This window comes from Dehalobacter sp. DCM, assembly GCF_024972775.1.
GTDB lineage: Bacteria > Bacillota > Desulfitobacteriia > Desulfitobacteriales > Syntrophobotulaceae > Dehalobacter.
Map to the genome: position 1 here is coordinate 2778589 of NZ_CP092282.1, position 13341 is coordinate 2791929.

General features: G+C 42.9%; 14 protein-coding genes. 7 read left to right on the plus strand and 7 right to left on the minus strand.

The genetic code is table 11. From position 1 onward, the window contains the following. Positions 1 to 85: 85 nt before the first annotated feature. From LPY66_RS12915 to LPY66_RS12930, 4 genes are all read right to left on the minus strand, one after another. The gene (locus LPY66_RS12915) at positions 86 to 718 is read right to left on the minus strand and encodes an IMPACT family protein (protein ID WP_337988086.1); all 633 of its coding nucleotides are present in this window, start codon (positions 716 to 718) and stop codon (positions 86 to 88) included. 39 nt (positions 719 to 757) lie between these two features. Beyond that, the gene (locus tag LPY66_RS12920; protein ID WP_337984741.1) at positions 758 to 1165 is read right to left on the minus strand and encodes a thioesterase family protein; all 408 of its coding nucleotides are present in this window, start codon (positions 1163 to 1165) and stop codon (positions 758 to 760) included. Positions 1166 to 1285: 120 nt separating this feature from the next. After that, positions 1286 to 1708, minus strand: a complete 423-nt coding sequence (locus LPY66_RS12925) for a CBS domain-containing protein (protein ID WP_337988087.1) — start codon at positions 1706 to 1708, stop codon at positions 1286 to 1288. 84 nt (positions 1709 to 1792) lie between these two features. Then, entirely contained in the window at positions 1793 to 2509 is a 717-nt protein-coding gene (locus LPY66_RS12930) for a demethylmenaquinone methyltransferase (protein WP_337984742.1), read from the minus strand. A 219-nt stretch (positions 2510 to 2728) separates the two neighbouring features. On the opposite strand from LPY66_RS12930, the gene LPY66_RS12935 reads away from it, so the two are divergent. The 5 genes from LPY66_RS12935 (at position 2729) to LPY66_RS12955 (ending at position 7210) form a co-directional block, all read left to right on the plus strand. Continuing rightward, positions 2729 to 3910 carry an MFS transporter gene (locus LPY66_RS12935; RefSeq protein ID WP_337984743.1) on the plus strand — a complete coding sequence of 394 codons (1182 nt, stop codon included), beginning with the start codon at positions 2729 to 2731 and terminating at the stop codon, positions 3908 to 3910. 243 nt (positions 3911 to 4153) lie between these two features. After that, the gene (locus LPY66_RS12940; RefSeq protein WP_337984744.1) at positions 4154 to 4456 is read left to right on the plus strand and encodes a thiamine-binding protein; all 303 of its coding nucleotides are present in this window, start codon (positions 4154 to 4156) and stop codon (positions 4454 to 4456) included. A 163-nt stretch (positions 4457 to 4619) separates the two neighbouring features. Beyond that, the gene (locus LPY66_RS12945) at positions 4620 to 5360 is read left to right on the plus strand and encodes an ABC transporter permease (protein WP_337988088.1); all 741 of its coding nucleotides are present in this window, start codon (positions 4620 to 4622) and stop codon (positions 5358 to 5360) included. 71 nt (positions 5361 to 5431) lie between these two features. Further along, positions 5432 to 6439, plus strand: coding sequence for an ABC transporter substrate-binding protein (locus tag LPY66_RS12950; RefSeq protein ID WP_337984745.1), 1008 nt, complete (start codon positions 5432 to 5434; stop codon positions 6437 to 6439). A 15-nt stretch (positions 6440 to 6454) separates the two neighbouring features. Continuing rightward, positions 6455 to 7210, plus strand: a complete 756-nt coding sequence (locus LPY66_RS12955; protein ID WP_337984746.1) for an ABC transporter ATP-binding protein — start codon at positions 6455 to 6457, stop codon at positions 7208 to 7210. Positions 7211 to 7360: 150 nt separating this feature from the next. Here the strand turns inward: LPY66_RS12955 and LPY66_RS12960 are convergent, their stop codons facing one another. Continuing rightward, positions 7361 to 8374, minus strand: coding sequence for a sigma-54 interaction domain-containing protein (locus LPY66_RS12960; RefSeq protein ID WP_337984747.1), 1014 nt, complete (start codon positions 8372 to 8374; stop codon positions 7361 to 7363). 314 nt (positions 8375 to 8688) lie between these two features. On the opposite strand from LPY66_RS12960, the gene LPY66_RS12965 reads away from it, so the two are divergent. Further along, positions 8689 to 8973 (plus strand): late competence development ComFB family protein, encoded by a 285-nt coding sequence (locus tag LPY66_RS12965; RefSeq protein WP_337984748.1) that lies wholly within the window; start codon positions 8689 to 8691, stop codon positions 8971 to 8973. A 406-nt stretch (positions 8974 to 9379) separates the two neighbouring features. Here the strand turns inward: LPY66_RS12965 and LPY66_RS12970 are convergent, their stop codons facing one another. Beyond that, positions 9380 to 9652 carry a GlsB/YeaQ/YmgE family stress response membrane protein gene (locus tag LPY66_RS12970; protein WP_337984749.1) on the minus strand — a complete coding sequence of 91 codons (273 nt, stop codon included), beginning with the start codon at positions 9650 to 9652 and terminating at the stop codon, positions 9380 to 9382. Positions 9653 to 10125: 473 nt separating this feature from the next. On the opposite strand from LPY66_RS12970, the gene LPY66_RS12975 reads away from it, so the two are divergent. After that, the gene (locus tag LPY66_RS12975; protein WP_337984750.1) at positions 10126 to 12069 is read left to right on the plus strand and encodes an NAD(+) synthase; all 1944 of its coding nucleotides are present in this window, start codon (positions 10126 to 10128) and stop codon (positions 12067 to 12069) included. Positions 12070 to 12085: 16 nt separating this feature from the next. Here LPY66_RS12975 and LPY66_RS12980 read toward each other — a convergent pair whose 3' ends face one another. Further along, positions 12086 to 13117, minus strand: coding sequence for a GGDEF domain-containing protein (locus LPY66_RS12980; RefSeq protein ID WP_337984751.1), 1032 nt, complete (start codon positions 13115 to 13117; stop codon positions 12086 to 12088). Positions 13118 to 13341 lie beyond the last annotated feature (224 nt).

The window sequence follows — 13341 nt, forward strand, 5'->3', positions numbered from 1 at the left end:
TTGACGTCCTGCCACGACATCCAGTTAGCTCTTAATTCGAGTCACATGGGACTATGACGCCCGATCGTAATGAAGCACGACGATTTTATGAAATAATTGCGGAAGTTTTAAGTGTAAACCCTTCCGGTTTCCATAAGACTTGCTTATTCGTGTGTTCATCCAACCATGCTACAAAGTGGTCCTGTTCCTCATATTGAATAAAAACATCCAGGGATATATACTCCATGAATTGCTCGTTTGCGCTTTCCCATCCGTGTTGCCGCAGTCCATATTTGATTTGTTCATACCAGGAATAAGGAATCTTTAATGAATATATTTGATGCGGAATAAGTAAGGTCCTGCCCGCCTTTTCCAATGCCACGCGAGCTGTGCCGGCATATGCCCGCGTCAGACCACCTGTTCCCAATAGAATCCCGCCAAAATAACGGACAACGATGATCTGAACATTCCATATCTGTCGATGCTGAAGAAGATCGAGAACCGGCTTGCCGCCTGTCCCCTGTGGTTCCCCGTCGTCAGACGATTTTTCCAGCTTGCTTGCGTGGATGCGGTATGCATAAACATAATGCCGAGCATTGGGTAAGGATTCCCGCGTCTCTTTAAGATTTTGTTCGGCCTGAGCGGTATTCTCGATCCTTTTGACCAATCCAATAAATCTTGATTTTTCGATAATTTGCTCCTCAGATGCTTCCTGTGCCACTGTATAAAAACTATCCACCGGTTCTCTCCATGTCATTTTTATGTATCTACAATAAGCTTATCCCTTTTTCGCGTTTGCTTTTGCGATAAACTTATTTGAATTGACAATGAACCTTTCATGCCGGCCCTCGCCAATTTTTTCTTTTTCATCAAATGCGTCTACTGTAAATACAACGCTCCGACCATCGACTTCAATTATTTCTGCTTCAGCACGGACTTTCATCCCAACAGGCGTCGCCGCCAGGTGTTTGATGTCCAACCGTGTCCCCACGCTGGTCTGATCATTCGGCAGTTTCAATGCGTGTACTGCAGCTGATTCCATCAATGCAGCCAGCATGGGAGTTGCAAATACTTCAAGAGAACCACTTCCGACCGTCTTCGCTGTATTCTCGGGAGTAACCACGGCCTCTGCCTGCCCTTTCCGACCAATTTCAATTAAAGAACGGGACTCTGTATTATTCGTCACTTTCGTTCACCTCATCCCTCTGTGTATAATTTAATATACCATAGTTTTAAAATATTAGAAAACCAGACAAATCATCAATAAATAATGATTTGTCTGGTTTTGCCTGATATTCTCTTTGAATTAATGGGTTATCCCCCTGGATATTCCATTGAGCGCTTCGCCGGCTTCATCCATATGGATACTCTCGATAGCCAAATCCCCGAGTGCAATGATACCTACGATCTGTCCCTTTCTTAGAACAGGCAGCCTTTTCACTTGATATTCCGCCATAATTTCAGCTGCTGAGTTAATGTCTTCATTATCTTCGATACAGACCGGATCAGCAGTCATACATTGTTCGGCTGTGACCTGGCTTAAATCCTTACTCAAAGCGAGGACTCGGAGAATAATATCCCGATCAGTAATAATTCCTAATACTTTTCCGTTCTGCACAACGGGAACAGATCCAACATTTTTTTCTTTCATAATTTTGGCGATCTCCGGCACTTTTACCGAGGGATCAACCCAGCTGACATCTGAGGACATGATTTCCTTTACACGCATCAAAAAAACACCTCCGTTAGAATAATCTCCGGAGTTAGTGTTGCACTGCGTCAAATTTATTATGTACAGCTCCACCGCAATCCGTCATTCTTTTTTCCCGTAGACGATAGCGACAACGCCGCCGAGCAAATTAATATAGCCGCAATTTTCAAGTCCGCACTCCGCAAATATATCCGCAAGCTGTTCTTGAGATTCAAATTCACAAGCGGAATGATAGAGGTACGCATATTCTTTTTGCTTCCCGCCATGCATCCTTCCCAGGAAAGGTATGATTTTCTCGAAGTACAACCAATAGAGCTGTTTATAAATTGGCAGCGTTGGTTTCCCCATATCGAGAGAAACGATCATCGATCCCGGTTTGACGATGCGAATCATTTCCTTTATACCCTGTCGAAGGTCCGGTAAATTTCTAAGACCCCAACCGACAGTCGCACCATCAAAACAATTCTCATCAAACGGAAGGCTCATAGCATCCCCTTGCATGAGAACGATCCGTTCTTTATAAGGCGAAGCCGAAATACTCTTACCTGCAATACTCAGCATTTCCTCCGAAAAATCCAAGCCGGTGACCTGACCCGCAGGGCTAACGGCTGCCGCAAGGGTCAGTGTCATTTTGCCTGTTCCGCAGCACACATCAAGCATATTCATGCCCTGTTTTGCCCCGACCTTTTTCACCGTTCGTCTGCGCCATGAATTGTCCATCCCCAGACTCATCAGTGTGTTCATTAAATCGTATTTTCCGGCGATGGAATTAAATGTATCCTGAACATAATGCGATTTATCTTTTCCTTCAAAATTCATTTCATATCTCCTGACTCTACACATCCAAATAAGATGATATGATAACCCAATAAAAATGTCCAATATTATTTATTACACAGATGAATTGGATTGTTAAGATTGGCGCTGTAATTATATTTTATTGAAATATCTTTCCTTAATACCTATAATGGATGATAGCTTCCGAATTATTCACATAGAAGTTATACACATGACATTATACAAATAGGAGTAAACCATATGACGCGAACAGTAACCTCAAGAAATCGAAACCCTATCGATTATTCAGCAATGGGCGTACTTTCCGCCGCCCATTCCTTAAATGATCTTTACGCTAATTATATACCGGCACTTCTTCCATTTCTCGTTTTATCCCTGGGATTAAACGCCACAAAAGCTGCGATTCTCGTTTCTGCATTTTCTCTGGCCTCTTCGTTTGCTCAGCCGGTATTTGGCTATTTTCTTGACAAACAGGGAATACGGTGGTTCGTCCATGTCGGTACATTATGGATGGCTGTTTGGCTGTCCCTGTGCGGCTATATTAATAACTTTCCGCTTCTGATCCTGATTTGCGCACTGGCAGGACTTGGAACAGCGGCTTTTCACCCCCAAGCTTCAACGATGATCAGCGTAATCGCTAAACAGAAAAGAGGCATTCTTTTGTCCCTCTTCATTGCCTTTGGCAATATTGGATTCGCGTTAAGCCTCCTGATCCTCCCTCCGTTTTTTGCCCATTTTGGTCTGAAGGCTACGCTGTTTACAGTCATCCCTGGAATTGCCGTAGCCATACTCCTGTACTTTTTTGCCCCGAAGCAGGAATACTTAAAAGGTAATTCTATTCCCTTTTCTGAAGTTCTATCTTCCCTCGGCTCGGCATCCAGGGAGTTGATTATCATTATCGTGGTCATTGCGATCCGTGCCTTAGTTTATTCCGGTATCCTGACCCTGTTTCCGCTTTATTTTTCGACGAAGACACTGATTATATCCTGGAATAATTTGATGTTTATCATGCTTTTCTGCGGAGCCCTTGGTGGTGTACTCGGCGGTTTCCTTTCCGACCGTTTCGGGCGAAAAAAAATAACGGTCATTTCCTTGATTCTAACTACACCGCTGTTTTTTGCCTTCATAAATTCCACCGGAATAATTAGTACCGTGATGCTGGCATTTGCCGGGGCCAGTTTACTCTCCAGCTTTTCTGTAACGGTCGTTCAAGCCCAAGAGGCAATACCGAATAATAAATCCCTGGCTTCCGGGATCTCAATGGGACTGGCTAACGGTGTCGGCAGTTTATTAGTTATTCCCGTCGGTCGGATTGGTGATCTCTACGGCTTGAATAACGCTTTTATCGTTCTATTTATTTTACCTGTCATAGCAGGGTTTGTTGCACTGTTTATGAAAAATGACAGAACGGCAAAAGAATAAATTCTGGTTGCCATCTATTATCGCTTGTGATAGGATGAGAATAATTCAATAGAATGGGGAGCTGGAGTGCCGGCTGAGAGGGATAAACGTATCCGACCCTTAAAACTGATCTGGGTAATGCCAGCGTAGTATAAACCTTTTTATATTCATAACGCTGCATCTGCAGCGTTTATTTTTGCACTGCGTTGATTGTATTCCATTCTATGAATGAACAAACACTAAGATAAAAAGGAGATTGAGTTCATGGCGAAAATTACAATGGCATTTCAAGTTATCCCTAAGGTAGAGGAATCTAAAATCTACCCGGTTGTTGACGAGGCGATCAAAGTTGTCCAGCAAAGCGGCCTAACCTATGAAGTAGGACCAATGGAAACAGCAATTGAAGGTGAGCCTGATGAAATCTGGCGAGTTATCAAGGAGGCAATGGAAGCCTGTATTCAAGCAGGTGCTTCCCGCGTCATGACCAACGTAAAAATTGATTATGTCCCCCAAGGATCAACTATCAGCGAAAAGATTAGCAAATACCGCACAACGCAAACGACATAAGCAGATAATTTTTATCTTAACAACTTTGTTAAACTCGTAAATCTTATCCTGTACTAATAATCGGCTCTCGTTATCAATCATTCTAAAAAAGAGGGAATCCGAATTGTTGTCAAAAAATACTGCTAATGTAAAGATCAAAAAATGGTATACGTATGCTCCGGCAATGATTTTCCTGGTACTAATTGTGGCCGTGTGGCAGTTGACCGTCTATAAATATCAGATTCCGCCATGGCTTCTTCCCTCTCCTTCTCAAATCGGAGAAGCACTCTGGGAAACGCGCGGTCTGATTTGGGAACATACCATCATGACGGTTTTTGAGACGACCGTCGGTCTCTTCTTGGCAGTCATTCTCGGTATCGCCACCAGCACGCTGATGTCACTCTTACCTTTTACCCGAAGGGTCTTTTATCCTTTTCTGATCATATCGCAAACAATTCCCATTATCGCCGTAGCTCCGCTGCTTCTTCTTTGGCTTGGTTACGGGTTGCTGCCAAAAATTGTGATCATTGTCATGGTCTGTTTCTTTCCGATAGCAATCACCTTGCTCGAAGGTCTCGAACTAAGCAATTTGGATCTCCTGCATTTGCTGCAGAGTATGGGTGCCTCACCGTGGCAAATATTTGTTCTGATCCGCTGGCCGCATGCGATGCCCGCTCTGTTTTCCGGGTTAAAGATAGCGGCAACGTACAGCGTGATGACTGCTGTCATCAGCGAATGGTTGGGAGCAAGCCGCGGTCTGGGGGTCTATCTGCTGCGCTCATCCAACAATTTTTTAACTGACCGGGTTTTTGCTGCTATTATTGCGATTACATTGCTTAGTTTCTTGTATTACGCGGTAATCATCTTATTGACGCGTCTGGCACTTCCGTGGTACGCACGCTCAAAGAAGAACCAGACGATATAAGTAACGTCTTCTGTTAATTGTCCATAAAGAAATGCATACAAAGAGAACATACGTACTTTAGGAGGAACTATATGAAAAGAATACTTATTATACTAACGACACTACTGATAACGTTCACACTGTCCATCACCGGCTGTGCCAAACAATCCGGAGAGGATACGAACCAAAACAATCAACCGGTCAAAGTGACCTTGATGCTGGATTGGACACCCAATACCAATCATTCAGGGCTCTTTGTCGCTCTGGAAAAAGATTACTTTAAAGCTCAAGGCTTAGACGTCTCCATTGTCAACCCATCTACTCAGGGAACACTCGAACAAATGGTTGCGACAGGCAATGTCGAATTTGGTATCAGTGCACAGGAGCAAGTCACTACGGCACGTTTGAGCGGGCTGCCGTTGGTATCCCTCGCCGCGGTTATTCAACACAATACATCCGGTTTTGCTTCGCTTCAGCAGAAAAACATTCAAACTGCGCGGGATTTTGAAAACAAAACCTATGGCGGCTGGGGTCTTCCCTCAGAAACGGCTATTCTTTCCGCTTTAATGAAAAAAGAAAATGCTGATTTCTCAAAACTTAAGATGATCAATATTGGCGAAGCAGACCAATTGGCTTCACTGAAAGAAAATATCGATTTAACTTGGATCTTTTATGGTTGGACCGGTATCCAAGCCGAAGTCAGAGGCCAGGACTTGAATATGCTGTGGTTAAAGGATATTGACCCTGCACTGGATTACTATACGCCAGTCATTGTCACCAATGAAAAGATGATCACCGAGAATCCGAATGTCGTAAAAAAGCTGATGACAGCCATCAGTGCAGGCTATGATTATGCTAGTCAAAACCCCGAGGAAGCTGCGGAAATTCTGATCAAACACGCACCGGAATCCGATCCGGAAATGATCAAAAAAAGCCAGGCATGGTTAAGTCCGCAATACAAAGCAGATGCATCCCGTTGGGGTGAGCAGAAAGCAAGTGTTTGGGAAAACTACAGTCAATGGTTATATGATAATAAACTTACGGAAAATAAAATGGATGCCTCGAAAGCCTTCACAAATGAGTTTCTTCCAAAGAAATAGTACGGGGGTAACACATTGTCACTTACAGTCCGTAATCTCTCGAAGTCATATAGGGAAAAAGGCTTAACGACGGATATTTTCCGGGATTTAAACCTGACAATCGAAAGCGGTTCCTTTGTATCACTCATTGGGCCTTCCGGTTCAGGCAAAAGCACCTTATGCAATCTGATTGCCGGTATAGAGAAACCAGATAAAGGCTGGGTTTATCTTGATGACAAGGACATCACTGCCAGACCGGGCCACGTTGGATACATGTTTCAAAAAGATCTTCTTCTCCCCTGGCGAACCCTTTTGGAAAACGTCACCTTAGGTTGTGACCTTAGAAAAATGGATCGCACATGTTCTAGGGAAGAAGCTATTAAGGGATTAGAACGATTTGGACTGCGGGACTTTACCCATTATTACCCCGACCAGCTGTCGGGTGGCATGCGCCAGCGAGGCGCTTTGCTCCGAACTATTCTATTCGGACAATCCACGCTGGTTCTGGATGAACCATTCGGAGCATTGGATGCGCTTACCCGCCGGGAAATGCAGCGTTGGCTTTTATCCATCTGGCAGGTGATGAAACACACCGTACTTTTTATAACTCACGATATTGAAGAAGCGATTCTTTTATCGGATAAAATCCTGGTACTTAGCAAACCTCCTGCCAGAGTCATTAAGAACTTTGAGATTCCCTTCCCTCGACCACGTGACCCGGAACTTATTTTCGCCAAAGACATCTTACCGCTCAAAACAGAATTATTTCACCTGTTAGAAAAGTTAACATGATGAAGAAGGAGCACCATACTGGCCTGTTCAGTATAGGTGCTCTTTCTCCTCGTTACTACTATGTTACTACTATGTTACTACTATGTTAATCATAAGTCCTTTTACTATGTTCATGCCGCATGTGAATAATTTATCAAATTTAATCAGCGTTTAAGCGTAGTCCCGCCAGTCAATATGATATTTTGCCATCCGCCTATACAGAGTCGATACGGATATGCCTATTGTTTTAGAAGCATTAATTACTTTTCCGTGATGGGCTTGCAAGGCGTTGACGATCAACACGTGTTCTGCTTTTTCTCGCGTGAGCAGCGTGTGATCGGATATCTCATCGGGCAGTCGTTGCGCAATGGGCAAATGCTCGGGCTTGATGGCATCGCCGCGGCTGAGGTAAAAAGCACTGGTTATCACATTTCTCAGTTCCCGAACATTTCCCGGCCATTCATGCCGATACAGTACTTCCATCGCTTCATCGCTGATCACTTTTGGCGGCCAAGCCTTTGTTTTATGATTGAACTTGGCAATTAGATCGTTGGCGATTAATTTGATATCTGGTTTACGCTCATATAACGTTGGAATCCTGAACGCCAGAACATTCAACCGATAATATAAATCGGCCCGAAACCGACCGTTCTCTACTTCCTGATACAAGTCACGGTTTGTCGCGGCAATTATTCGAACATCTAAACGTTTTTCTTTCACACCGCCGATACGGGTTACTTTACAATTATCTAATACCCTTAATAATTTTGCTTGTTCATTAAACGGCATTTCGCCGATCTCATCCAAAAATAAGGTGCCGTGATCCGCCAGTTCAAATTTTCCCGCTTTCCCTCCTAACGAAGCCCCGGTAAAAGCACCTTTTTCGTAACCATATAACTCGCTTTCAAATAACGTATCCGGCAGCGCAGCACAATTCACCGCAATAAAGGGGAATTGACATCGGCTGCTTTGTGTGTGGATGGACTCTGCCAACAGTTCTTTGCCAACACCGCTTCCACCGGTGATCAAGATTGGATTATCCAAGTCCGCAACCCGCTTGCAATCTTCAATAAGCCGTTTGAATTTGGGGTCATCCGTTAATATATCGCTAAAATGAAAATGTTCTGAATCTCTGGTCTGTTCGGGTAAATTAATAAAATCCATTTTACAAATAGGTGATTCCATTTGATTACCTTCCTTGGCCATGGTTTAATTTTAAAACAAAATAGAATATACCTGTATATACATAAAGTTTAGCCAGTGTACGAGGTCTTGTCAACAACGATATTTGAAACAATTTAACTTTCTGAATTATTTATCGTCTTAGCCACATGCAGCCCTTCAATTTATTACTCTATTTTAATCAAAACCAATAATTCGATGAACATTAGGGCCACAACCTTTCACCCCTGACCACAATGTGCTAAAATAAATAAAATTGGCATTTTCTAAAAATTGTGTAATACATAAGAAGCACGAATACGCGAGGAGGAGTATAGATGTATGAACTTAAGAATTTCAGTGAGGTACTTGTTAAAAACACACTGGAAGAATATCTGGAAGTAGCTAACATTCCCTGTAAATGTGAACGATGTCAGGCTGATATTATGGCTTTTGTCCTAAACAGATTTCCTCCCAGATATTATGTTTCTCTGAAAGGCGAAGTCTTGACGCATTTTGAGTCACAGTTGTTTCCTGATAAAGCAAGATTATTAGCCGAAGTTGTCGGTGCCGCCCAGGTTATTGCTGCCTATCCTTCACACCCCATCGAGAATAAAGCATAAAATAACCACTGCAATTGTTCAGTGATTTTTTACCATTTTGGAGGGTAATTTCTCTGCTTAATGTCATCATTGGGATCTATTTTAAAATTCCTCTTTTTTGAAGTAGACTAAGCCTGCTTAGTGTTTTCAAAATGACTGAATTTTAAATTATGCTTGTTCCACCCACTTATACGCATTTGAAGTACGCCTTCTTCCAGGAAGCAAAACGTATATACCACTTGGCTTACACTATGCTTTAAGCGTCGGTGAACGTATGAGTTGCACTCGAAACATCCCAAAGCGACATATACTTACGATCTACTGTAAAGAAATGGACGCAGCCAATCTGGTTGCGTCCATTTCTTTACAGTATACGTAGAATTTATTTGCAGTATTAATTGAATATATTCTTAACTTTTTACGGTGATCAGGTTACCGTTGTATGTTTTTTTCTACCCGTAAATGCATTAACAATCAGCAGAACAATAACAGACCCTAATAGAGCAACCAGGAAACTCCAAATATTAAATCCACTGATTCCGTAACCGCCAAACAAGCTGACAACCCATCCGCCGAGTATAGCGCCAATGATACCTACAACAATATTCATCCCGGCACCCATTCTGGCATCATTGCCGGTTATTTTACTTGCAATCCATCCCGCCAGACCGCCAAGGATAATCCAACTGATTATACCCATTTTTAATCCTCCTTCGGCTATAAAAGCCAATATGTTTATATCTTTAATCTACCCAAAATCAGAGATATCTTTCGTTTTCATCGGTATAAATCATTGGAAATATTTTTTTATTTTTTTATTCTGCTGGATCAACGCGTTTAACGAGCAAACATAGACTGATGCACAGGTATGATTACCGAACACAGCTTACTGTCAATAATTATTGTCATAACTAAACCTCCAAGAAGACTGCCACGCTTCTTATTAAAAATTAAGGCCCTCATACTTTTTGTAAATCATCGTATGTATCGGACATGTCTGACCATATGACTCGTTGCCATAGTCAGTTGACCTCGTCAACGTGCGTTTAGTTGTAAGAAATATGCTATAATGTGGTTAAGCACACCATCACGGTACAATAATCGTTGTTAGGGTTTTTGTCAGTCCCTTAATTGAACTGATGATGAAAGAACGTATCGAAAGGATTTGAACGCATGTCAGATGCATTGAATATGGGGTTTATTCGTGTCGGCGCGGCGGTACCGAAGGTACATATCGCTTCTCCTATGGCGAATGCCGAAGAAATGATTCGCATCGCAGAACAAGCCGCAAAAGAGAAAGTTGCTGTCCTCGTATTTCCGGAGCTGTGTCTTACCGGATATACCTGTGCCGACCTCTTTCACCAACAGCTTTTATTATCCAATACCCGTACGGCTTTAGAGTATCTTTTAATAAAAACACAGATTGTTGCCGCCAATATGCTCATAGTGATCGGACTACCTATAGAAGCTGATAATCAGCTGTTTAATTGCGCGGCTATTCTTCATAACGGGAAAATTCTCGGGATTGTCCCCAAAGTCTTCATCCCTAACTACAACGAATTCTATGAAAAACGATGGTTCAGCCCTGCACGGAACCGATTGAGCAACAGCATCACACTTTGCGGCCAAGTTGTTCCATTCAATGAAAACCTTCTTTTTAAAGACAATAAAGCACACTTGTGTCTGGGTGCTGAAATTTGTGAAGATCTTTGGATGCCGGTTCCTCCCAGTTCACGACACGCCCTCCATGGCGCTAACCTTCTTGTCAATTTATCCGCAAGCAATGAATTAGTTGGCAAAACAAAGTACAGGGAAGATCTTATCCGCCTGCAGTCGGCACGATGTTTTGCCGGTTATGTTTACGCATCAGCTGGCCCCAGCGAATCAACCACCGATGTCGTGTTCGGCGGTCAAATGATGATTGCTGAGAACGGCTCAATTCTTGAACAAAATCGTTTTCACGACGGCATCCTGATCTACGCGGACGTTGATCTTGATAAAATGATGAATGAGCGCCGTAAGTCCAATAGCTTTATGGATGAATCCCATACCGATGATTACAGGGTCATTCCATTTATACTGGATGAAGCTGGGATTGGACCGCGCATCAAAAGGGAAATTGATCCGTATCCGTTTGTCCCAAGTAAAAAAGAAGAACGCGACCTGCGCTGTCGAGAGATTTTTATGATCCAACAGACGGGGCTTTCTCAACGGCTTCTTAAAACAGGGATCCGCAAGGCTGTCATTGGTATTTCGGGCGGGCTGGACTCGACACTTGCACTGCTGGTCTGCCGTGAGGCCTTTGCTCAATTGGAGTATCCTCTTAATGAAATATACGGAATTACAATGCCTGGCTTTGGTACTACCGGGCGAACGCTTACCAATGCCAGAAACCTAATGCAGGAGTTAGGTGTTCGCTATCAGGAAATTGCTATCAGCGACGCCTGTCTGAAACACTTTGAAGATATTGGCCATGACCCGGCAATCAAAGACGTCACTTATGAAAATGTACAAGCCAGGGAACGAACTCAAATTCTAATGGACATAGCCAATAAGCAAGACGGTCTTGTTATTGGAACGGGCGATTTATCGGAACTCGCTTTAGGCTGGTGCACGTATAATGGCGATCATATGAGTCACTATGGGGTCAATGCCGGCGTCCCTAAAACTCTGGTAAAATATCTCGTTTCATGGTATGCCGATACGACAGATAATCCGAAGATTCATCGTATTTTAAGGGATATCCTGGATACACCAATCAGCCCTGAATTGCTTCCGCCTGATATCACGGGCAAAATCGAGCAGAAAACGGAAGAATTGATCGGTTCGTACGACCTTCATGATTTCTTCTTGTATAACATGATGCGTTGGGGTTTCTCCCCCGCCAAAGTCTATTATCTCGCGTGTTCTGCGTTTAGCGGCGAATTCACCAATCAGGAAATCCTCAAATGGCTAAAGGTATTCTACCGCCGCTTCTTCTCTCAGCAGTTCAAACGATCTTGTCTTCCTGACGGTCCTAAGGTCGGTTCTATTTGCTTGTCGCCGCGAGGGGACTGGCGAATGCCCAGTGATGCCAACGCACAAATGTGGCTTAATGAACTCGACACACTCAACTAACCCCGTTGTATTAGTACTAGGCCTCTTTATGAAGTAATTTATGTTCATAGCGATTGGGATCACTGGATTGCGTCCTGTTCTTCCCTGCTTCCTTGGCTGCATAAAGTGCTTTATCGGCAATATCAATGTTTTCCGCCATAGAGGATCCCTCTTGGTAGAGGGTAACACCGGCACTCATCGTTACGGGTCGGTCGAAAAAGCTGTAGGCAAACTCATCCCGTATCCTATCCGCTTTAACACAAGCATCTTTCAGCGAACAGGCATGAAAGATGATTAAAAATTCTTCTCCGCCATACCGGCATATAAAGTCATTATTGCGGACATTGGCCTTTAAGGTACGGGCTAATGCCTTCAGGACCTTATCACCATAAATATGTCCTTTTTGGTCATTGATAATTTTAAAATTATCAATATCGAACAGGGCTATCGAAAATGGCTGCTTCGTTTTCTTAAAATCTTGCACTGCCTTATTATAATGCGTTTCCAGCAATAAGCGATTGGACAGTCCCGTCAAAGGATCTTCTGCAGCTTGCGCCTTTGCCTTAATATACCTGGACTGACTGGCGTTTAATAAAATAGTGATTTCATGAATAATCATAGCCCCGGCAACTAAAAGGAAAAGACGCAGGGCTATCGTCTGCCAAGAATAAGGTATTTGCATACATAAAGTCAAAGTAACCAGTATGGAAATGATACTTTCTGCTGTGGGTATAATTAATCCGCGCTGACTGCTTTTGGTTGTGTGCAATAAAATAAATAATAAATATGTCAAGAAGAGAATGTTTACTAATTCTGCATTGCCGGCCAAGAGCAGTGTATAAACAGGTATATCAGCAAAAAGTGTGAGTATTGATAACTTCTTTGACTGTTTATCTGTGCGGTAGAGGTTAATGGTAATAAACACACTGTAAAAAAGGGCAATCACACTGCTTATGGTAAAAAGCGCTGTCGGTCGGATTAACGTGCCAGACACTTGGCCAATAATGACAATAACAATCAATCCCCATCGGAGCAGAAGAAACTTCCGTTCGAGAGGTTGATAGCGCATTGAGTCCGACTTCCGTTCCAATTGACGTCACTCCATACCAGGCTGATTTTTTTCAAATACGTTACTATTATACCATGCTTTTTTGGAAATAAAAGTATATTTTCTAATAACCGTACGTGTTTCCAAGTATATGATAACACACTCATTGGAAATCTAGTATAATTAAGCAAAATACCCCTAGATTGTATTGTTGCCATGTACAATCATAGGGGTATTGCTTTGCG

Coding starts and splice junctions, on each gene's coding strand:
- LPY66_RS12925 (WP_337988087.1), bottom strand. CDS start 1,708: ATGCGTGTAAAGGAAATCATGTCCTCAGATGTCAGCTGGGTTGATCCC.
- LPY66_RS12930 (WP_337984742.1), bottom strand. CDS start 2,509: ATGAATTTTGAAGGAAAAGATAAATCGCATTATGTTCAGGATACATTT.
- LPY66_RS12935 (WP_337984743.1), top strand. CDS start 2,729: ATGACGCGAACAGTAACCTCAAGAAATCGAAACCCTATCGATTATTCA.
- LPY66_RS12940 (WP_337984744.1), top strand. CDS start 4,154: ATGGCGAAAATTACAATGGCATTTCAAGTTATCCCTAAGGTAGAGGAA.
- LPY66_RS12945 (WP_337988088.1), top strand. CDS start 4,620: ATGATTTTCCTGGTACTAATTGTGGCCGTGTGGCAGTTGACCGTCTAT.
- LPY66_RS12950 (WP_337984745.1), top strand. CDS start 5,432: ATGAAAAGAATACTTATTATACTAACGACACTACTGATAACGTTCACA.
- LPY66_RS12960 (WP_337984747.1), bottom strand. CDS start 8,374: ATGGAATCACCTATTTGTAAAATGGATTTTATTAATTTACCCGAACAG.
- LPY66_RS12965 (WP_337984748.1), top strand. CDS start 8,689: ATGTATGAACTTAAGAATTTCAGTGAGGTACTTGTTAAAAACACACTG.
- LPY66_RS12970 (WP_337984749.1), bottom strand. CDS start 9,652: ATGGGTATAATCAGTTGGATTATCCTTGGCGGTCTGGCGGGATGGATT.
- LPY66_RS12975 (WP_337984750.1), top strand. CDS start 10,126: ATGTCAGATGCATTGAATATGGGGTTTATTCGTGTCGGCGCGGCGGTA.
- LPY66_RS12980 (WP_337984751.1), bottom strand. CDS start 13,117: ATGCGCTATCAACCTCTCGAACGGAAGTTTCTTCTGCTCCGATGGGGA.